We start from the raw sequence: 20,878 nt of genomic DNA on the forward strand, positions 1-20,878 counted from the left end.
CTCCGATAATTAACTCCGATCCGCGAAAAGAATTATTCCGATCATCATTGATAATGATGGTTGAGAACTCGCTAATACAACTTCCTTTTCCAATCTTGATGGCATCGATGCTTTTAAGGAGCAGTTTTGTTCGGATCGCAATATACGACCCTTTGTTACGGCGCATGATCTTTATGATAAGAATCAATCGAAGCAGAGGCTCGAATATTTTTGACATTTTTCTACAGAAAACAGCGACTGTCATGACGAAGAATTACTTATTGTTTCATCGCGTAGTTAAAAGCATCCATATAGCGCCGAGTAACGGTATGAATGTTGATTTTCTGTTGAATCACCTCACTTCCGGCAACTCCCATCCTTTTTGCAACATCCGTATCTGAAAGAATAAGGCTGATCTTGTCTGCAAGATCGTTGGCATCCCCTTCCTTGAAAAAATATCCATTGACACCATCCGCGACCAGATCTTTTTCCGTTCCATCACAGACTGAACAGATCACAGGCAGGGAAAAGCACATGGCGTCATTAATCGACAGCCCCCCCATGCCTGCCAATACATATACGGTCGACTCGTTCATGTATTGCCCCAATGTCAGAGGATCATAGATCGCTCCGGTAAAGATCGTTCTATCAGTTAAGCCTAATGCTGCCGATTGCCGGATCAGGTTTTCCTTTTCCGGGCCATTCCCGATAATGACCAGTTCGCTCTCCGGATATCGGTCCGCAACTTTCCTATATGCTTCAAGGAGTAAATCTACACGCTTCCATCTGACGAGTCTGCCGATGTGCAAAATACGTATTTTAGGAGGCAAGACAGGGGGAAGTAGAGCAATTTTTTTCCTGATTGCAAAGAGGGTATCTGTGTCGGTCGAATTATATCTTACAAAGATAGATTCTTTCTTTATCCCGTAAGAAGGGAGAATATCATAAGCTAAGGTAGTATAATTCAATGATGCAGTAGCTCGACTATAAATGAATTTTCGGATATGCATCGTCCATAAAGCCCGAAGTTTGAATGCCAACCCAACACTTTGAAGCTCCATATTCTCATTGTACACCGGATGGGTTTTGTAGTAGCTCAATTGTTTAAAAGGGGCTACTTGAAATGGTATTTCATGGAGTATAAGACGGATATGTTTCTCTTTCAATAGTCTCATGAATACCCGATCAAAATAGAGTTGAAGGAAATATGGCCAGCAAATAACCAAAATATCCGGCTCACTTTGAATCAGAGTGTTTTTAAGATCAACGAGAGCGGATTTTCCATACCACCTTCGCACGACCGGACTAAGGATTAACCGATAACTGTGATGCTGATTTTTAGCCCGTTCTACTCCGGCCCCAATAGTACCGTCATCGTCTTTGGGCAACATCATGATCAATTCACAACCTTCATTTGCCAATCGCTCAAAGACCGGATGATTATAGTTTGTTATGCCGGGGTTAACAAACAATACTTTCATAAAGTTTGAATATACTGAGCAATCCGTTCGCAAGCCTTTCCGTCGCCATATGGGTTGACCGCCTGACTCATTTTCTCGTAATATTGGGCATCGTCCAGCAAAGACGAAACTTCCGAGACAATCTTATCATAATCCGTTCCGACCAGCTTGACTGTTCCGGCTTCCAGCGCTTCAGGACGCTCCGTCGTATCACGCATAACGAGTACCGGCTTACCCAGCCCGGGGGCTTCCTCCTGTATGCCTCCGCTGTCGGTCAGGACAATATGGCTTTTCTCCATCAGATATACGAACGACAAGTATTCCAGCGGCTCGATAAAGAATAAGTTGGATTGACAATTCTCTCCGAAAATCTCTTTGATCGGTTTCCGAACATTCGGATTCAGATGCATCGGATAAACGAAATCGACATCCGGATATTTCTCGCTCAACATTTTAATCGCTCGGCAGATATGTAGAAACCCATCACCGAAGTTTTCGCGCCGGTGCCCGGTGATAAGCACAAGGCGACGCCCTTCTTCCGTCACCAATCGGCCTGTATCATAGCCTGCGGCCTTCAGCTCTTTCTCGAGTGATAATTGTAAAGGAACATCGTCTTTCATCTTATTGACTACGGCATAGAGCGCATCAATCACGGTATTACCGGTGACGAGAATACGGCTCTTATCGATGCCTTCGCGCAGCAGATTCTCCCGGCTTAACGGTGTAGGAGAGAAGTGGTATGTTGCAATCCGGCCTGTAATCTGCCGGTTCATCTCTTCGGGCCACGGACTGTAAATGTTATGTGTCCGCAGTCCTGCTTCCACATGCCCTACCGGTATTTGCTGATAGAATGCTGCCAAAGCAACAGCCATCGAAGTGGTTGTATCGCCATGTACCAGCAGCACATCCGGTTGGGTCCGGGTTAAGATATCACGCATACCGGAAAGGATTCGGGCCGTGACATCATACAAATCCTGTCCCGGCTTCATGATGTTCAGGTCGTAGTTCGGAACAATCCCGAAAATGTTTAGCACCTGATCCAACATCTCCCGATGTTGGCCCGTTACACAGACCAACGTTTCATATTGATCGGGATGTTTTCGGAACTCCTGCACAAGCGGAGCCATCTTGATCGCCTCGGGACGTGTCCCGAAGACTAACATTACTCTTTTCATCATCTTACTTTTTGAATATCCCGCAGAAATCAAGTATCACTTTCTGTTCGTTCCATGCCAACGTCTTGAATTCTTTGTGCGCAACAAGGAAAACGACAATGTCCGCCCGCTCATAAGCCGCTTGGTAGTCCGTCAGCTTAAAGATCGGGTGTTCGTGTATGTTGGGTTCTACAATCAGCAGATTTTCCGGCTCGGATTGCATGACTTTTTGGGTAATATACTTTGCCGGACTTTCTCGCAGGTCGTCGATATTCGGTTTAAAGGCCAGCCCCATAATCGCCACGACAGGCTTACGCGAACGTTTCATCTCATATTCCAACATGGTGTTTTTGATTTTTTCCGCACACCAGAAAGCTTTATAGTTATTGAGCTCGCGCGATTTGGCAATTAACTGTGACTCTACCGGAAATTCCGAAGTCAGAAAGTACGGATCGACCGCTATACAATGTCCACCGACACCGCAACCCGGCTGCAGGATGTTCACTCGAGGATGTTTATTGGCCAGCTCGATCAGCTCCCAAACATTGATTCCGGCCTTGTCGCAAATCAGAGACAATTCGTTGGCAAAAGCGATCTGTACATCGCGCGACGAGTTTTCCGTCAGCTTACACATCTCGGCCGTCTTAGCATTCGTCTTATGCAGATTACCTTTCACGAAGAGCGTATAAAACTCCATGGCCTTTTGCGTCGAAGCCTCATCAATCCCCCCGATCACCCGGTCGTTATATTCCAGCTCATAAAGGAGATTGCCGGGCAGTACTCTTTCCGGACAATAAGCCATGTAAATGGCTCCTTCCAATTCCGGGCGTTCGGCGTAAACGAGCTGTTTCATTTTATCGGTCGTCCCTACCGGTGAGGTCGACTCGATAATCAGTAGACTGCCTTTCTTCAACAGGGGAATAACCGAACGTATCGCCGTTTCAACATACGAAATATCCGGCTCATGATTGCCTCTGAAAGGTGTCGGAACGACAATCAGGTATACGTCGCCCTCTTCCGGCCGCATCGTTGCACGCAAATGTCCGCCTCGCACGACTTGTTCAACCACTTCCGACAATCCCGGCTCTACGATGTGCGTCTCACCCTTATTCACCGATTCGACCACCCGTTCATTGATATCGACACCGACCACCGTCAGTCCCTTTCCGGCCAGCATCGCCGCCGTCGGAAAACCGATATACCCTAAACCGATACAAATAATTTTGTTCATTGTTTCTGTCTGTTTCTTATCTATTACGGATGCCAACACATCCCTTATTCTCGTTTGTTTATTTTCCGGTAGCTGCCTATTTCTGCAGTCTATCCTCCCTCAAATTGCAGGTCTTTCTTAAAGAAATAAATTCTTTTTCTTATGGATAAAACCACTATGCGCTATCGTTTCTGAATGTTTAAAGAAAAGTCACCGGCTTTTAATTAATAAAATAAATTCAAATAATCTTTAAAAACATACAGTTTGCCACGGGAAGCCCCTGTAATTTCTTTTAGTATCCGCAAATCTTCCATCCTAACAATAAGCTCATAAGCGGTCTTGAGCGATTTTCCTGTAACCTCCGCCACTTTTTGAGCATCAATAACCGGAGTTCGGTAGAGAAAATCGATTACTCTGTCGGCATCTTTACCTTTTGTACCCAGTTCTTTTATCTTCGACTCAGTATGTTTTTGAAGCTGTAGAATTTTGTCGAATGTTTCTACTCCTTTCCGGGCAGTCTCAATAACACCTCTCAGAAAGAATTTCAGCCACTGATTAAGGTCGTTATGTGTGCGTACTCGCATTAAGTTATCGTAATAGAGTGTCCGATGCTTCTCAAAGAAATCAGACAAATACAGAACAGGTTGCTTCAGGATACCTCTGCTGACTAAATAAAGAGTAATCATTAAACGTCCCACACGGCCATTTCCGTCTAAAAACGGATGGATCGTCTCAAATTGATAGTGTATGATTGCGATTTTTAACAAATCGGGCAAAGGATTGAGACTATCGTTGGCAAATCTTTCCAAATCGGACATCAATTCCGGCAAACTGGTATGTATCGGGGGCACAAAAACAGCATCGGCCAAAGAAACTCCACCAATCCAGTTTTGGCTGCTTCGGTATTCACCGGGAAGTTTATGTTCACCACGTACCCCCTGCAGCAGAATTTTATGGATTTGCCGTATCAGACGTGACGAGAACGGCAATGTATGCAAGAGATTTATCCCTTCATTCATGGCTGAAATGTAGTTACGAGTTTCTTCCCAACCGTCTCTCCGCTCGGTCTCGATTTCTTCCCTTTTCAGAAAAGCCTCTTCGATGTTCGTCTGTGTACCTTCTATCTTAGTCGACTGTGTTGCTTCCTTGGCGACGTGCATACGGACAAAGAAGTCAATGTTCACATATTCCGAATACATATCAAGGCGTCCCAAATGGCGGTCTGCTTGACTGAGCAATTGAAATACATTCATGTCCGAGAATTTCCATGCTCTATTAATCGGCTCGGGCTGAAAACTTTTGTAGTAGCCTTGATTGATATAGGTTCCTGATTTGAAATTCTCCATTGAAATTATTTTTTCTTACTTTTTGCCGAAAAACGAAAATAATGATGTGCCTTATTTTACTTTTTGCCGAAAAACGAAAATAATGATGTGCCTTATTTTACTTTTTGCCGAAAAACGAAAATAATGATGTGCCTTATTTTACTTTTTGTCTTGTTATCCCATTCATGCGGAGTAACAGCATCGCCGCTGTCGGAAAACCGATATACCCTAAACCGATGCAAATAGTTTTGTTCATTGTTTCTGTCTATTCTTTATCTATTACAGATGCCAACACATCCTTTATTCTCGTTTGTTTATTTTCTGGTGGCTGCCTGTTTCTGCAGTCTATCCTTCCTCAAATTGCAAAGATTCCTCTTTTTCTTTAAAAACGCTTCCATACTATTCCGAAGACATGATAACTTGCCAGTACCCGGATTTATTATTTCCTACACGCATCAGCACCCCTTTTTCTTTAAGTTTATTGGTATGATCTACTATCTTACGACGCGATATTCCCAACGCTTCAGACAAATCGGATAACGTCATTCTGTTATTTTCGCGTAATAACGACATGATTTTTTTTTGTTTTTCGGATAAGCTATCGGTGACCTTATCGGTGACCTTACCGGTGACCTTACCGGTGACCTTATCGGTACGATTCAAAAGAAGACGAACCGTAAACAGGTGCTTATTCACATAGAACAACGGTTGTGGTAATCCGTTATCGACACATTCTTTAATGATGCGAATCGTTCCACGCCCCCAATTCTCTATTTGCCCGGATTTATAAAAAGTATCCGCAATCAAGAAATTACGAGGAATCGAATTATGAACGTTCTTAAGATCTTCTACCGTGATTTCCCCCGGTAGCTTACCATCGTTCATGATCTCCAATTTATCGGGATATACGCGAATCTGAATATTGGAAGTAATCATATAATCACGATGGATAACGGCATTAAGCACCGCTTCACGCAAAGCCTCATAGGGATATTCCAGTTTTTCGCGTCGATAAATCCCCTCATACGAAATGGGACTGAGCAAATATTTGGTTCGCAGGATATCTAAAGACAAATCGACTTGTCTGAACAGGTTTCCTTCCACGATATCGCTGGTAAGGATCTCCGCTTCATTCAAAAATTTTCCAATCCTGATTCGGGCTTGAAGAAAATATTTTTGCGGATTTTTAGCAAACAACAACACCGCGGCCCGTTTGTATTTATCTCCTTTGATCAAATTGAGTTTCTGCAAAATCATCTTTGACTTTTCTTCTTTAACATAAGGCAAGCGATCTCTGGCCAATATTTTAAAACGCTCTATCGTTTCCAAATCCAATTCTTCCTCCGTAAAATCATCCACCTCAATTTCCTCCCAGGTAACCCCGTGTTTTTTGAGTAGAAATTCGGACAACTGAGGCCCCTGCAGTTCAGTCGTTACGCTTCCACTCCGTATATAGTAGTGACCGTGATATGAAATCGGGACAATACTCGGATGCACGGTAAGGATAATATACCGTTTTCCACCCTCATCTCTTATTTTAACAACCGGTAGAATCCCTGTTTTTTGATTAATCAGATTAGGCAATGTTTCCAATAATTTTTCAGCGTTGTCCAATCCGATAACCTCACCTTCATCATTGACTCCCAGATACAAAAAACCACCTTCACTATTGCTGAACGCCGATATGTAACGGATATATTCTTCACGCCACGAAGATTTAAATTCCGTATTTTGGTTTTCATGCATCATCCTTTAGCTCTTTATATGCCGCTGACACCTCGCTCCCCATAATTGACGGTTCCGGTGTGCTCTATGTCAAATAGCCCCCCCCCGTACTGTCCGATTGATGTATGTTCCCAGTTTGAAATTTTCTACAAGACTTGTTTCTCTTACTTTTTGCCACACAAAATACAACTACAACTATATTTCTTTCAGGTATAACACTTTGCACAACCTATAACATTTCCTCCCATTTATATAAACAATAAATCCTCCATATTTTCCCCCAATTCTCATTTTTTCCAGAACAATAATTATCATATTCTTTCAGTAAGGGGTCTATTGGCATAGACGTTATGGCACTCAATTTCTTTGTTAAAAAAACCTCATCAAACGCTCTTTTTAGATCTGTTTGTTGCCACATTTCTTGGGGAGAGACAAAGCCCATCTTATCTTCTCTATTTATAATATAGTCAACCACTGTCCCTGCTGCACTAATTCTTTCAATTCTTTTATTTATAAAATTATCTATTTTCAAACTAGTAGATAAAGATAAAGCAAACTCAACTATTCGATAATCTAAAAAAGGTACTCTAGCCTCAATCCCAAAAGCCATTGAATTTCTATCTTCATAACGTAAATATTCCCTTAGTGGGGTTTTCGTTATTCCCGATAAACAATGCTCCGGAAAATTATTATTAAAAAGACAAGCCCTCAAAATATGTCTACATATCAAGCTAAAAGGAATTCGTCTTCTTTTAGAGAAGAGATGAACTTCTCTGAAAAATTTACTTATACGCCCCTGCAATAAAAGTTCCGCAAAAAACACAAAATAATCATTGGTATATCCCCCAAATAATTCATCTGCTCCTTGCCCATTCAATACAACTTTCACAGAAGCCGTTTGCATTTGCATATATTTATATATATAAAAACCAGAATAGGCAGACAATGATCTAAATGGTTCTTCCATATGGTACATCATATCATATGAATCTTTCAGGAAATCCGTAGGATTTGGATATATATAATGGGCATTCAAATTATAATATTGCACACTCTTATCTATATATTTTTTTTCACTAAACCTTTCATCTTCAAATACAGCCGAAAAACACTGTGGTTTACACCCTAATTTACTCATTACACCAACAATTAAATTTGAGTCTAATCCCCCACTAAGCAAGGCTCCAACCTCCACATCAGACTGTATATATTGCTTCACTGAATCTTCAAAAAGTAAAGAAAAACGCTCTACTGCCTCATTTATGTCTGTAATAGTTTGTTGTGGAGTAAACGACCAATATTTTTCAATCTCTATACGGCCTTTGGATAATATCAAAAGATGAGCTGGTTCTAACTCTTTAATATTACAAAAAAAAGTCTCTTCTGTATTATTTAAGAAACAGCTTTGCAAATAATTACGAACAACATTCTTATTTATTACGTCTAAAGAAGTATCTAAAGCTCTAATAAATTTCAATTCACTGCCAAAACAAAAAGAACCATTTCCCGTTATTGTATAATAAAGAGGTTTTATGCCAAAACGATCTCTTGACAAAATAATTTCATCTTTCTTTTTATCATAAATAGCTAATGCCCACATACCATTAAATTTGGCAAAGCATCCTTTCCCCCATTCTACATACGAGTATAATACAACTTCTGTGTCAGAATCCGAGTGAAAGTGATATCCTTTACACTCCAATTCATCGCGTAAATTTTTATAGTTATAAACTTCACCATTATATGTTATTACATAATTTCCATCATCAGATAAAAAAGGTTGATGTCCTTTAGATGTGATGTCTAATATTGACAACCTCCGATGACCAAATATAAAATTTGTCGTACTTTCAGTCAATAGATGTGGCAATTTCCGAAAATGATCAATCGTTTCATCTCCCCTATAAGAGTGAAATTGTCTTCCCTGATTCAACATAACAAAGCCTTCATCATCGGGACCTCTATGTCTAATTAATCTATGTGCCCTATAAAAATCAGAAACTAAAATATGAGCTGAACTCGAGATATACCCTGTTATTCCACACATCTTATTATAATTCTTTTATCCATTCTAATACATTTGCAAAGTTGACATCAAATGCCCATTTCTCTCTATCTTCAAAAACATTTCTTCGCATAGTATCAAGAGTATCAGGATTAGACATGTATTTTATAGCTTCTATTAACCCATTCATATCTTTATAATAAACAGCTCTCCCATAGTTATTCTCATTAATAATATCAAATGCATCACCTAATGGTATAGAAGCTAACACAGGTAGTCCCATATTAATATATTCAAATAATTTGGAAGGAACACAAGCGCCCCAATAATCTCCTCTCAGAGAGAGAAAACCAATATCGGCACTCTTTGACATTGTTATTATATATTGATCGTGAGACATCATTGGCAATAACTTAATCCTATCAGACTTATCATATTTCAACATTGGTGTATAATTTTCATATTTACCAATAAATATTCCCTCTACGTTTGTCGTTTTCAAAATAGCTTCCGCCAATATTTCAGGCGATTGCTCTTTCGCCAATACCCCACCATAAAGAATTCTAAGCGGATAAGAGTTCTTTTTTTCTTCTATGCTAATTGGTATCTTCTTTGTATAACCATGATAGCAGTTTTTAACTATTTTAATCCGAGGATATTTCTTCTTTAGTGCCAAATTTAAAGTCATAGAAGATGTAATAACCATATCTGCCTCTGGAACATATTTAGCCTCAAAAGCATCTCGTTTTACAGCAAAAACAGGAGGAGTACGACTTAGGCCATTAACCGTCGTATAATTAATAGGATCATGAAAATTAACCACAAATTTACATCCCAGACTCTTCTTTAACAAGAAACCTAATTTTATCATACCCAACTCACCGCCACTCGTACAAAAAAGGATGTCATCTTTTTTTATCCTATCCTTTAGGTATCTATATGAAGTACGCACCCATTTATCTAAATAATCTTCATAAATGCCAAAATTCTCAAACCACAAATCAATCTTATTATTTAAATATGGTATTTTTATCAAATTCTCTGAGCAAATTATGGTTTTATTCTCATAATTAGGTGTCACAACTGTCACATCATAACCGGCATTACGGAATATTTCCACCTTTCTCAATCGTGTTATCACTCCCCCTCCTACACTAGGCAAGTATGATCTGGTAAAAAAATAGATTTTCCTCATTTAACTATTTTATTCAATCATAGTTTTCGATACATGCCTCTCTTACTTTCTTGAATCTAAAGCTCATTGTATATGACCAATTCCCCTTCTTTCCACGATTCTTTTTATTGGTGTACGCAGGTAGCCATTTCCCTATTATAGGAATTCTTTTCCATATAAAGTAAGGTTGGGCAACTCCTTCTATTGGTAAGTATGCTTCCATTTCAAAACCACACGAAGCCAATAAGGTAACAAAATTATATGCATCCCATGCGTTAATATGATTATGCACTTTATTATAATTTGACAACATTTCCATAGAATGCCTTCGTAGACGATCAGTAGATATAAAGAAAGTCCCCCATATAAAATTAGGGTTTATAATGTTTGGCAAACTGATAATCAAGCATCCTCCTGATTTTAGCATTCTATTTATTCTACATAAATAATTACCAACATTATGTACGTGTTCTATTACTTGTGATGAAAAAACAAGATCGTACTTTAATTCAGGAAATGAAAATTCATGAATAGTCATCCATTTTACCCCCCCCCTGAAAACTTATTTTTGCTTTCGTTAACTCTATTTCAGATTGCTCTACCGCATCAACTTTACATTTGTATTTGTTGTAAAAATATTGACTGACACAACCTGTCCCACAACCATAATCAAGAATGCAATCAGACTCTTTTATTGGAGGAAAGAGTTCCAGGATTCTCACATATCTACCATATTTATCATTAAATATGGAATGATAATATGCATGTACGTCTTTTCTTATTTGCCCTATATCCATTGTACCTCTATACTTATATTACTGTTATTGTTCGTAGATCCTCTTTTGATAATCCCATTTTTTTATAATAGGCAATCTGTTGATTATATATTTCTGCATTCCGTTGAGACAGTTCTTCGTGATCAAATCCTCTCAGTTTGTCATAAATAAAATTGTTTGTTTTTCGAGGGATCCCACGTGAAAGCAAATATTGTTTCCATTTAATCTTTCTCAAATCAAAAGGAATTCTTTTTTTCTCTCGCTTCTCTTCTTCTTTTAAAACACGGATAATTTCATTTCCGGCTCTGACATGATTCAGTCCGTCATCCCATTGTATCGTCTCCCTGATCACTTCTTTTCTCTCCGATTCCATTGCCTGAAAGCCGGGCAATTCATGCGTTGAATAGAAGGAATCAATTGCAGCCTGCAATGTAGGTACATCAGGGTAATTCGGAGAACCTTTATACACATTCGCCCGTGGAAAATCAATTCCCGTAGGATTTAACAAGCATGTTTGTTTCCCTAAGAGCCATGCCTCAATAACGGTCGTAGATTCATACGTAATCCAGAAATCACTTACCGCAATACAATCAACGATTGATTCTTTTTTCAATATAAGGACATTGGGGAATTTTTCGACTCCGGCTATTCCTGATTCAAATAATCCTCTTGTATTTCCGGGATGTTCTTTTAGTAAGAACAAAATATCGGGATTCTTCTCGATGATATTTAATAATACTTGATTTGATAAATCACGATCCCGCTGAAATCTATTTATACCTGATTCTCCTATGATTTTAATAAAACTCTCATAGAAAGAATCGACAGGATAAGTGACCCCAAAATTCCAACATCCAAAACCTATAATTTTAGTATATTGGTTTTTCTTATATTTGTGAAGGAAATCGTCTTTACTGATTGGAGTAACTATTTTATAATAATCAAACCCGACCCCCCCCGATATTTTGACTTTATCTTTAAGCTCTGGCCAAGTTTCAATTGTTAACGATCTTGTCCGTGTTGACCATTGCATATTGACATTCTCATACATCTGCTGATCTACATTCCATCCCCATATATAAAAAGAAAGTGTTCCATTAAAAAAATTTCCTTCGGATGTAAGAGTCACTACTTTTATGCCCTTAAACGCAGCATATTTTACTAATTGAAAATTTATTGGAGCACCCACACCATTCGTTATAAATAATAACTCAGGTTTCAGTTTATCAATCATTTTAAACCCACAGAAAACAGAACTTTCTTTTACAGTTAGCCCCATGTACCGAAGATAATTACAGACCATTGTAGCCATATTCCTATCTCTTGAAGGATAGGAAGTCCATTCTAAATTAAGAATATCCATTATACAAAGAATTATTATGAAAGAAATTTAGTATTTCTGTGGCATTATCACTTTTCGCACGATCAATTGCCGTTTTAGAAAACTCGCTTGCAAAACGAATATCGGTTTGCGGAGCATTACATATTTTTTTCAGCATAATACAATATTCATAAAATTCAGGAATCCAATTTTCTACAACTCCTATTTTCTTATTATCCCCAAAGTCTCCTCTCCAAATAAATATATTTAGCTTTTCACACGAATACCCTAAAACAGGAAGATGCTCGATTAATTTTTTCACATCGGTAAAACGATTGGGAAAGTTTTTTAGTTTGGCATTTCTTTCCGCAATAAAAGCCTTTTCATCGTCTTTACAATAAGTATCATTTTTACCCGTAATAAGACATGTTCCTCCGATTTTAAGTATCCTGTTTATTTCTGCCAAGCTTTTTTCCTGTTCTACTACATCAAATGTTCCCAACATAATTATTTTATCGAAATAATTATCAGGGTATCTACTATCTTCTGCTGTAGCAACATGCAATGATGTATAATCATATAACGTTGCGTCATTAATCATCGATAAGTCTATATCAATACCAAATATAATATTCGTATAATGTTTTATCACCGGGAATATACGACCTTGTCCACACCCTAAATCCAACACTTTATCTTTAGAGGATATCTTCAGCTCGGCAACAAGCTCTTCTATAACCTCCAATCCGGGTACTTTTGTCCCATCAGAAGCATGCTTTACACGATCTTTCCAATATTGATTATAAGATGTATCAAACTTAAATTGATCCATAACGCCTATTGCTTATCATTTAAATAATTGTTTTTATGCATTGATTCCCATATTTATCATTGCATGCTATTTTTACAGATGCTATTTCATCTAACGGTACAGTATAAACATCAAATGTATAATAGTACTGTTGCTTGAATTTTCCGAAGTCGAGATTATCATGGAGATATTTTCCGCTTTTGGTTTTAATAGCCAGAAAAGGTTGAGGGCCAAAAGGCTCTCCTGAAATAATATCTAATTGCAACAGATTTTCTTCGATTTTGAAATCCAGATCGATCTTCTCCTCTTGCCCTGTAATGCCGATCACATTTCTAAACGCATCGATAGAACGGGCAAAGGAGAAATCAACATCGCCATACTCTTTTGAAACTTCAAGTAACATTTTGTAAAACTCATCAATTTCTACCGATATTTCTCTAAAATCATGATCTGTGACTCCCAGATATACATCACATTGTCCTCTTCGGGCTTTTGAAAAGGCCTTCCGTATCTCATCAATTGTAATATTCCGAAATCTTGTCTTTAAATTCAGAACGCGTGCAATATATCGGTTACACCTCCCTATTTTCCTCCAATCATAAATATCCGGATGATATATACTCCAATCATGGGGAGCCCCTGCCCAATCCCCAAAACGAGCACTCGAATAATAGTCATCGTTTTCTATTGATTGATTTGAGGCGTCGAAAGGAATCCATTGTTCAAGAAACCAGTTCGAGTCAGGCCGTTCAGTATGAAATCCGGCTCTGTTAACAAGTGGAAAATAATTTCGTTCTATTAATCGACGACATAATATCTGATATAATACTTCCGAATTATTGTCATAAGAAGTAGCGCTTATGTTTGCTTGCTTCTTATAATGTATCGGATGGAAATGCCATTCTACGGCATCAACCTGACAATCCTCCAATTGGCTGAATATTTCCATATAATGGTCATAGATATTCAGATATCCCATATCTCTATGTCTCGGGTTTGTTTCAAACCCCGCATGATCCAATATATGCCAATTATAAATCCATCCGTTGCCAAAGCTATCCTTATATTTATTCCTGAAATTGGACGTCAAGATTCTAAAAAGCATTTCATCGATCTCTTTCCATGAGCTTTTATATTCAAGTAAATGTGGAGAAATGATGACTTTCATTTTTTCTATTTCATCCGGACGGAGAAAATCAACCTCTCCTTTCTGTAATTTTATCAGGTTGTTTTTTGTAGGTGAAAGAGGAATACTGATACCTATAATTTCTTCTATCCGTTTAAATGTTTCCGAGACTGATTCATACAAGGGACCCTCCGTGTCAACATGATGGACAACGTATACGATCGGATTCTTCTGACTAACGTTCATAAGCTAAAATTGTTTCTGCATACATAAAATCATATTGATCGTCAATATCAATAGATCGATGCTTGGGCATAATGTACTTTATTTTCTTTTCAAAGTTTGAAATCCCTTTTTCTCGTAAAGACTTCGGATTGATGATATAGATTGCTCCATTATATTCGTAATAAACAGGTATGTTTTGGCGTCTTCCTGCGGTCGGATTCAGCATCAACTCCACAAAACCGGATTGGTTCTCTTTACATAAAACAGAAGGAGCGTGTGATATGCTAACGGATACGACCATATCGATGGAGTCGTCGTACAAGCTGAACGCCTTTTCTATATCTTGAGATGTTCTTAGAGGAGAAGTCGGTTGAAGCAATAAAACAACATCGTAATCGATACTTCTCTGTTTGTAAAAATCAAGAGCATGTAAGAGCACATCATTAACGGAAGACCTGTCAGTTGCTAATTCGTCCGGACGAATAAAAGGAACGTATAAACCATAATTTTCTACAATCTGAATGATCTCTTTATCGTCCGTAGAGACACAGATATGCTCATCCGATAAAACTCCTCTTGCAGCATCAATAGAATAACAAATCAAAGGTTTTCCGTGCAAAAGTTTGATGTTTTTACCGGGTAGTCCTTTGCTCCCCCCTCTTGCCGGAATTACAGCCAAAATCTTTTTATCCGTATTTATCATAGATATTTAGCGATCTCTCGTACTTTCGCGTAATCTTCTTTTTTACCAATATCAACCCAAAAACCCATTAAAGGAAAACGGATAATTTTCTTTCTTCTTTTTATCAATAAATCCATCAAATCAGTTGCATCACAGTATACATTATCCGGTATTAATCCGATAAGAGATCTCTTGATTAAATATATACCAGCATTGGCATAGTAATTAAAAACCGGTTTCTCTTTTATTCCCAGAATATCATGGCCATCCAACTCAAACACGCCATAAGGGACGGAATGTGAATACGGAACGGCTGCAACAGACATGTCGGCATTATATTTACGAAAATGCAGATAAAACTCTTCATAATCGATGTTCGTGAATAAGTCTGAATTCATGACTAAGATGGTATCATGGTGAAAAGTCGGAACAAATTTCACCGAACCAATCGTTCCTAAATAGGTTGGTTCTCGTACACATTCCACTTGTATGTTTTCTCGTTTATCCTTAAAATGAGACTCTATTTGTTCTCTCAGATAGTTTACAGTGATAGAGATATGTTCTACGCCATAAGAAAGAAGACGTTCAATATTATAGTCGATAATGGTTTTGTCACCAACGGGAAGAAGAGGCTTCGGCACTTTTTCCGTTAAAGGGCGCAATCGTTCGCCTTTCCCTCCTGCCATAAGCACAGCGTCAATCGGCAAAATTGATCTTTTTATTTTTAGATCATATATTTTTACGACCTTTCCTTCAGAATCCAAATATGGGACTAATGTGATTTGATTTTCCCTTAAATACTTAACCTGATTGACATCTATTTTTTTCTCAAGAAAATGGAATTTTTTCTCCATTGCTTCCCGCACACAATCCTCTAAAGAGCCGCCTGCAACTAACCATCTGCGAATATCCCCATCAGTTAATGTCCCGGTCATAACTTTATTGTTATTGATAACAAATAAGGTCAGGGGATCAATAGAAAGTTTGTTCAATGCGACCAACGCATCTTTTATTGTTGCGGTATCTTCAATCAGATACTTTGCAAATCTTTCCATTCAAAGATTGTAAAAAGATTTTTGAGCCAAATCATTTAACGGGTAACCTTTAATCACATTAAAAATCGATTGTGCCGTTTTTTTTTTCTCATACGGATTACGAACCTCTTTCGCGATTTCAGCCATCTCTTCCGATAAGACTTTTTTAAGTCCCTTTCTTATAGAGTCTTTATCGCTATAGCAGCTTATAATGCTATCACAAGTCACCCGACCTTTCTGACGGTCACCAATATTCAGTGTAGGGATTCTCAATGAAGGAGCTTCAATAATTCCACTCGATGAGTTTCCAATGACAGCCGCAACATGCTTTATCACAGATAAATATCGTTTCATTCCCAATGATGTGAAAGCGATAGCACGTTCTCTATTTCTTGTCGTGAATTCGCTGATCCTCTCTGAGATGTATGTTCCCTCCGGATCGGAGTTAGGCATTGTAAAAAGAACACGTATGTTTTTTTCTTCATCCAATGCCGTAAGAAATTCATCCATTTCTATTCGATTGTTTCCTTTTGTCAATGTTACAGGATGATACGTCGCAATAACAGTCTTTTTATTCAATTCAAAACCTAATGATTTTTCGATTTCATCTTTACTCATCAAAGTCATCTTCTTGATGTTTTCAACGCCAAGAGAACCAACATTAAAGACACGGTCCGGTTGCTCGCCAAGTTGAATGACACGTCTGCGATATTCCTCCGTAGAAGTAAAATGCAAATGGCTCATTTTCGTAATTGCATGACGGATGGCGTCATCGAATGCTCCTTCCGTAATTTCTCCTCCATGGATGTGAGCTATCGGGATCTTATAGACTAACGCTGCCGTAGCTGCAATCAACATTTCGTATCGATCGCCAAGTAAGACGATTAAATCCGGTCTCAATTCTTCATAAGCATCTGCGATACCTGAAAGTTCTACTGCCATAGACTTTACAATACCATTACTCGTGTCAGCAAGCTTGTGCATCGGCACCTTTTTATCAATAGTAAAACCATCCGCTTCTATTTCTTTATAGGTCAGACCAAACTCCGGAGACAGATGCATATTAGTCGCAATGATCTGAAGCGTTAAATCATGATCCGCCCGGATAAGCCACATCAAGCGGCTTAACAGGCCATATTCGGCACGGGTTCCTGTAACAACACAAACCTTCCTCATAATACGATTAAATCATCCGTCGCAAAGTCTTGCTTCGCTTCTTTCCCTAAGACATGTTCCCATTGCATCGGCGAAATGCCGTCTCCCGGACGCTTCACAGTGAGATTCTCTTCTGTAAAGACGTCTCCTTTTTTAATGTCGTATGCCGCAACGATGCTCTTTCGAACAATACATCTGTTTTTCTCTTCCGATGCACTGACTTTCTTCTCTGTGCCTCCTAATGCTTTCTCTACATTCCGAATGGCTGACACCATTTGGGTAAGTTCTTTCGGCTCCAAGGACGCTCTATGATCCGGTCCGTCCATCTCTCGGTCGAGTGTAAAATGTTTCTCGATGACACATGCTCCAAGTGCAACGGCCGCAATGGGTATCTCAATCCCCAAAGTATGATCCGAATATCCTACTTTAACTCCTAATTGATCTGCGATTGTTTTCATTGCGTGCAAATGCACATCGCGCATCGGCGTGGGATATTCCGTATTACAATGCAGCACGGTTAGTTGTTCTTTCGTCAATCCGTTTCGTAATAAGACCTTCATAGCCTCTTCTATTTCTGTCATTTCGCACATACCTGTAGAAAAAATCACAGGTTCATGCCACAATGCAATCCTCTTTAAATACGGATAATTCGTTATTTCTCCGGACGGGATTTTCCATAAACCCAAATGCAGCGAAGCCAAGAAATCGATGCTTGACAAATCGAATGGAGTGGAAAGAAACTTTATTTTTTTCCGGTTACAATATGTGACTAATTCGTAGTGGTGCTCTCTGGACAATTCCAGCTTCTTCAACATCGAATATTGCGAGGTATCGTCAGTCGAAAACATATTCTGTTGTTGATAGTTTGCTTTTCGGGCATCTTTTGAAACGAGCGCCTCAGTCTTAAATGTCTGAAACTTCACATAATCAGCCCCTGCCATTGCTGCAGCATCGACCAATTGCTTGGCAATCCGTATATCGCCATTATGATTTACACCAGCTTCTGCAATGATGATAGTTTTATTCATAGTCTGACTTTTAATAAAGCGGGATTTCCTGAGTAGATACCTCTTATTTTTATATCTTTTCTTACGACAGATCCCGCAGCAATCACGCACCCGTCCGTAATGCTTGTTCCATTTACCATTACCGACTGACTGCCCAAAAAAGAAGCTTCTCCTACACAACAATTTCCATTTACCATTGTTCCCGTAGACACATGTGCGTAATCTCCTATTACAGAATCATGCTCTATGTTCGCAAATGTATTTATAATACACCCTCTCCCAATGCAGACATCTGCATTTACTACCGCCTGGTGCATGATTACGGAGCCTTCTCCTATATCAGCATAGCGAGAAATAATAGCCGTAGGAGAGATGAGGGTAGCTAATGTTCCATTTTTGCGGAGGACCTTTTCATGTAACTTTATCCGCAAAGAAGCATCCTTTATATGACCGACGGTAACAATAAAAGAAGCATAATCGATGAGTCTGCAAATATCCTCATCCGTACCAATAACTTCATAATTAAGTACTTTCCCCCCTATATGTTCTGCCGTATCCAAAATTCCAAGAATACGAAACCCTGCAGATTCAGCAACATTTATAACAGATTTGCAATGCCCCCCACCTCCAATAAGAACGATACTCCGGTTCATGCGATGTTTGTATCATTAGATTCCACATACCATTTATTGACAACGGCATTTGCATCTTTCGGGATATCATTGGTATCTAACCGAGGTAATTTGTAGATCGAATCTTGTACAGAAGATACGGAACATAGAGAAACTTCCGTCGTTAGCCCTAACTTACATCCATATGTCTTTAATAAAGAAATGGTATCATCATTATAACTTCCATAAGGATAAGAAATCGTCCAATGGTTTAAATTGCCATTTATTCGTTGTATGAATTCTCTTGATTTCTCAATTTCGTATTTTTGCTGTTCCTTATTCAGCGTCCCTAACCACAAATGATCATATCCGTGACTCCCAACATGCATACCACAGTCTGCCATACATTGAAGCTGATCAATGTTCATATACAATTCATGACTGAAAGATTCCTCATCTATACCCACAACATTGGCGAATAACTCGTCTGTTATTTGCTTTCGTAATTTTTCCTGTAATTCAACTTGCAATAAACGCTTTACAAAAATAGTCTCTTTGTTGTCAAATCTATTTGCGGTTGCAAGTTTCTCAAAGTAATAATCAAATGATCTTAAATCAAACTCTTCTTGATATTTCAACAGCAATTGCTTTATTTCATTGAGCAAACAGGGGAATTTGTCTTCTGAAGTTAATGCCAAGATAAAGTGTATTTTGTTTACATCCAATACTCTGTGCTCCGTTATTGCTTTCACAGGCGGATAAAAAGCGCCTTGTATATGATACTTCTTAAGAACAGGAAAAACATTTATAAAATGATCTATATAAGCATCATCAAAAGTCAGCAGAACAGGATTAGGGGGCAAGCCCCCCCCCGTTAACATATTTTCACCATCCATCTTGCCATCAAATGCTGCAATAATTTGTTCTATCGTAACAAAGTTGTAATGCTTCTTCAAATATTCCAACTGTTCTTTAAACAAATGAATATCTAAACCTTTAATTCGAGGATATCGCGATTTCTTTAAATCACGAATATAATGATACATTATTATCGTCAGTTTAGTCTCTCTCATTGTATAATATTAGGTCGATCTTGATCAGAATCACCTTTAAAAATTACATAGTTAAAATCCGCTTTGTATGCAAATTCAATTCTTATATTCTTTCTTTCAAACGGTTCGAAATAATTTGGAATAATCACATCTCCGATTGGATTCAACTTAAGAAATCCAAGGTTAAAAAAGACCTCTTCGTTTATTCCGTAATTAAGGATATCCATATATTCAGCCCCAATATCTACCAACATTTTTTGTAATTCAGCCGACAAGCAAGGGAGATATTCGATATTTCCTAATATATCGACAATCCTAATCGCCCTCGATTTATTCATTTTTATGATTCGTAAAGTCCATATCGATACAAGTCGTTCTGAATCAAAAATTCCCCAAAAGCAATATTTATAAAAAGGATGATTTAAGTATCGATTTTTCAAGTATGAAATTGATTTCCTCGGCCGATAAGTACAGTCAATCCTTTCTTGTATCTGCTCTATACGAACTTCCCTAATCGCAATATCTCCGGGATATTGGGGGAACGATACTTGTTTTACATCTACATGTTCAGCAATATAAAAATTCTTGACATTTATATTAGGCAAGTAATAATGTGCCAACTCTCCGATCTGCATACCGGAAATTGCATAAATTTTTTTAGCAATTTCACTAATGCCTATAGCCGCCCAAGATTGGAAATTATCTAATTCAAATAATTTCTCCCAAATAGTAAGACCTAAATTTTTAATTTCGGCATTTTGTACATCTGTGCGCACTTTCCAAATGGCCCCCCAATAATCTCCTTCCTTAAAAAGCTCTTTGTCATATTGATATGTCGGTATAAAACCTAATAAAGCGTCAACTTCGTTAGTCGTATTATTAACCGCAATAATAAAATTATAGTTTTGATTTAACGGATTTAAATGCTGGAAATCAAGCACTTCTTTAGACAAGCCTAAGATGTGATTTTGTTTCCAATGCTTCTTGATAAAAGATTGGATTTTTAGGGAATCACTGTTTTCTGCGTATTTAACTGTGTAAATCAT

Annotated in this window: 19 protein-coding genes; all 19 read right to left on the reverse strand. The window is 38.3% G+C overall.

Features of this window, described 5'->3' with window-relative positions; translation table 11 throughout:
- Window positions 1-257: 257 nt before the first annotated feature.
- Window positions 258-1,460 carry a glycosyltransferase family 4 protein gene (locus tag BFO_RS04585; RefSeq protein WP_014224464.1) on the reverse strand — a complete coding sequence of 401 codons (1,203 nt, stop codon included), beginning with the start codon at window positions 1,458-1,460 and terminating at the stop codon, window positions 258-260.
- Window positions 1,457-2,614: a non-hydrolyzing UDP-N-acetylglucosamine 2-epimerase gene (wecB, locus tag BFO_RS04590; RefSeq protein ID WP_041591126.1), complete on the reverse strand. Its 1,158-nt coding sequence runs from the start codon at window positions 2,612-2,614 to the stop codon at window positions 1,457-1,459. Before wecB ends, BFO_RS04585 begins: the two co-directional genes overlap by 4 nt.
- A gap of 4 nt (window positions 2,615-2,618) precedes the next feature.
- Window positions 2,619-3,824 (reverse strand): UDP-N-acetyl-D-mannosamine dehydrogenase, encoded by a 1,206-nt coding sequence (wecC, locus tag BFO_RS04595; RefSeq protein ID WP_014224466.1) that lies wholly within the window; start codon window positions 3,822-3,824, stop codon window positions 2,619-2,621.
- A 203-nt stretch (window positions 3,825-4,027) separates the two neighbouring features.
- Window positions 4,028-5,149 carry a Fic family protein gene (locus tag BFO_RS04600; RefSeq protein ID WP_014224467.1) on the reverse strand — a complete coding sequence of 374 codons (1,122 nt, stop codon included), beginning with the start codon at window positions 5,147-5,149 and terminating at the stop codon, window positions 4,028-4,030.
- A gap of 378 nt (window positions 5,150-5,527) precedes the next feature.
- A complete protein-coding gene (locus tag BFO_RS04605; RefSeq protein WP_014224470.1) occupies window positions 5,528-6,877 on the reverse strand; it encodes an ATP-binding protein in 1,350 nt (449 codons plus the stop codon).
- Between the two features lie 205 nt (window positions 6,878-7,082).
- Window positions 7,083-8,900: an asparagine synthase (glutamine-hydrolyzing) gene (asnB, locus tag BFO_RS04610; RefSeq protein ID WP_014224471.1), complete on the reverse strand. Its 1,818-nt coding sequence runs from the start codon at window positions 8,898-8,900 to the stop codon at window positions 7,083-7,085.
- 4 nt (window positions 8,901-8,904) lie between these two features.
- Window positions 8,905-9,987 (reverse strand): glycosyltransferase family protein, encoded by a 1,083-nt coding sequence (locus BFO_RS04615; protein ID WP_060827562.1) that lies wholly within the window; start codon window positions 9,985-9,987, stop codon window positions 8,905-8,907.
- Window positions 9,988-10,066: 79 nt separating this feature from the next.
- A complete protein-coding gene (locus tag BFO_RS14880) occupies window positions 10,067-10,570 on the reverse strand; it encodes a class I SAM-dependent methyltransferase (protein WP_074449665.1) in 504 nt (167 codons plus the stop codon).
- Complete coding sequence (locus BFO_RS16390; RefSeq protein WP_014224474.1) at window positions 10,557-10,829, reverse strand: class I SAM-dependent methyltransferase; 273 nt, start codon at window positions 10,827-10,829, stop codon at window positions 10,557-10,559. Before BFO_RS16390 ends, BFO_RS14880 begins: the two co-directional genes overlap by 14 nt.
- A 13-nt stretch (window positions 10,830-10,842) precedes the next feature.
- Window positions 10,843-12,120, reverse strand: coding sequence for a BFO_1060 family glycosyltransferase (locus tag BFO_RS04630; protein WP_014224475.1), 1,278 nt, complete (start codon window positions 12,118-12,120; stop codon window positions 10,843-10,845).
- Window positions 12,121-12,157: 37 nt separating this feature from the next.
- Window positions 12,158-12,961, reverse strand: a complete 804-nt coding sequence (locus BFO_RS04635; RefSeq protein ID WP_014224476.1) for a class I SAM-dependent methyltransferase — start codon at window positions 12,959-12,961, stop codon at window positions 12,158-12,160.
- A gap of 19 nt (window positions 12,962-12,980) precedes the next feature.
- Window positions 12,981-14,312, reverse strand: a complete 1,332-nt coding sequence (locus tag BFO_RS04640) for a hypothetical protein (RefSeq protein ID WP_014224477.1) — start codon at window positions 14,310-14,312, stop codon at window positions 12,981-12,983.
- Window positions 14,302-14,994 (reverse strand): acylneuraminate cytidylyltransferase family protein, encoded by a 693-nt coding sequence (locus BFO_RS04645; RefSeq protein WP_014224478.1) that lies wholly within the window; start codon window positions 14,992-14,994, stop codon window positions 14,302-14,304. Before BFO_RS04645 ends, BFO_RS04640 begins: the two co-directional genes overlap by 11 nt.
- Window positions 14,991-16,028, reverse strand: a complete 1,038-nt coding sequence (locus BFO_RS04650) for a nucleotidyltransferase family protein (protein ID WP_014224479.1) — start codon at window positions 16,026-16,028, stop codon at window positions 14,991-14,993. Before BFO_RS04650 ends, BFO_RS04645 begins: the two co-directional genes overlap by 4 nt.
- Window positions 16,029-17,183, reverse strand: coding sequence for a UDP-N-acetylglucosamine 2-epimerase (gene neuC, locus BFO_RS04655; protein ID WP_014224480.1), 1,155 nt, complete (start codon window positions 17,181-17,183; stop codon window positions 16,029-16,031).
- Window positions 17,180-18,190 (reverse strand): N-acetylneuraminate synthase, encoded by a 1,011-nt coding sequence (gene neuB / locus BFO_RS04660; RefSeq protein WP_014224481.1) that lies wholly within the window; start codon window positions 18,188-18,190, stop codon window positions 17,180-17,182. The genes neuC and neuB overlap by 4 nt, the downstream gene beginning before the upstream one ends.
- A complete protein-coding gene (locus BFO_RS04665) occupies window positions 18,187-18,822 on the reverse strand; it encodes an acetyltransferase (protein ID WP_041590678.1) in 636 nt (211 codons plus the stop codon). Before BFO_RS04665 ends, neuB begins: the two co-directional genes overlap by 4 nt.
- The gene (locus tag BFO_RS04670; protein ID WP_014224483.1) at window positions 18,819-19,853 is read right to left on the reverse strand and encodes a polysaccharide deacetylase family protein; all 1,035 of its coding nucleotides are present in this window, start codon (window positions 19,851-19,853) and stop codon (window positions 18,819-18,821) included. The genes BFO_RS04665 and BFO_RS04670 overlap by 4 nt, the downstream gene beginning before the upstream one ends.
- A complete protein-coding gene (locus BFO_RS04675; RefSeq protein ID WP_046472580.1) occupies window positions 19,850-20,878 on the reverse strand; it encodes a hypothetical protein in 1,029 nt (342 codons plus the stop codon). The genes BFO_RS04670 and BFO_RS04675 overlap by 4 nt, the downstream gene beginning before the upstream one ends.

Source organism: Tannerella forsythia 92A2, from assembly GCF_000238215.1.
GTDB lineage: Bacteria > Bacteroidota > Bacteroidia > Bacteroidales > Tannerellaceae > Tannerella > Tannerella forsythia.

Excerpts from the sequence above, each read along its gene's own strand:
- BFO_RS04585 (WP_014224464.1), bottom strand. The coding sequence starts at position 1,460 with ATGAAAGTATTGTTTGTTAACCCCGGCATAACAAACTATAATCATCCG.
- wecB (WP_041591126.1), bottom strand. The coding sequence starts at position 2,614 with ATGAAAAGAGTAATGTTAGTCTTCGGGACACGTCCCGAGGCGATCAAG.
- wecC (WP_014224466.1), bottom strand. The coding sequence starts at position 3,824 with ATGAACAAAATTATTTGTATCGGTTTAGGGTATATCGGTTTTCCGACG.
- BFO_RS04600 (WP_014224467.1), bottom strand. The coding sequence starts at position 5,149 with ATGGAGAATTTCAAATCAGGAACCTATATCAATCAAGGCTACTACAAA.
- BFO_RS04605 (WP_014224470.1), bottom strand. The coding sequence starts at position 6,877 with ATGATGCATGAAAACCAAAATACGGAATTTAAATCTTCGTGGCGTGAA.
- asnB (WP_014224471.1), bottom strand. The coding sequence starts at position 8,900 with ATGTGTGGAATAACAGGGTATATCTCGAGTTCAGCTCATATTTTAGTT.
- BFO_RS14880 (WP_074449665.1), bottom strand. The coding sequence starts at position 10,570 with ATGACTATTCATGAATTTTCATTTCCTGAATTAAAGTACGATCTTGTT.
- BFO_RS16390 (WP_014224474.1), bottom strand. The coding sequence starts at position 10,829 with ATGGATATAGGGCAAATAAGAAAAGACGTACATGCATATTATCATTCC.
- BFO_RS04630 (WP_014224475.1), bottom strand. The coding sequence starts at position 12,120 with ATGGCTACAATGGTCTGTAATTATCTTCGGTACATGGGGCTAACTGTA.
- BFO_RS04635 (WP_014224476.1), bottom strand. The coding sequence starts at position 12,961 with ATGGATCAATTTAAGTTTGATACATCTTATAATCAATATTGGAAAGAT.
- BFO_RS04640 (WP_014224477.1), bottom strand. The coding sequence starts at position 14,312 with ATGAACGTTAGTCAGAAGAATCCGATCGTATACGTTGTCCATCATGTT.
- BFO_RS04645 (WP_014224478.1), bottom strand. The coding sequence starts at position 14,994 with ATGATAAATACGGATAAAAAGATTTTGGCTGTAATTCCGGCAAGAGGG.
- BFO_RS04650 (WP_014224479.1), bottom strand. The coding sequence starts at position 16,028 with ATGGAAAGATTTGCAAAGTATCTGATTGAAGATACCGCAACAATAAAA.
- neuC (WP_014224480.1), bottom strand. The coding sequence starts at position 17,183 with ATGAGGAAGGTTTGTGTTGTTACAGGAACCCGTGCCGAATATGGCCTG.
- neuB (WP_014224481.1), bottom strand. The coding sequence starts at position 18,190 with ATGAATAAAACTATCATCATTGCAGAAGCTGGTGTAAATCATAATGGC.
- BFO_RS04665 (WP_041590678.1), bottom strand. The coding sequence starts at position 18,822 with ATGAACCGGAGTATCGTTCTTATTGGAGGTGGGGGGCATTGCAAATCT.
- BFO_RS04670 (WP_014224483.1), bottom strand. The coding sequence starts at position 19,853 with ATGAGAGAGACTAAACTGACGATAATAATGTATCATTATATTCGTGAT.
- BFO_RS04675 (WP_046472580.1), bottom strand. The coding sequence starts at position 20,878 with ATGATTTACACAGTTAAATACGCAGAAAACAGTGATTCCCTAAAAATC.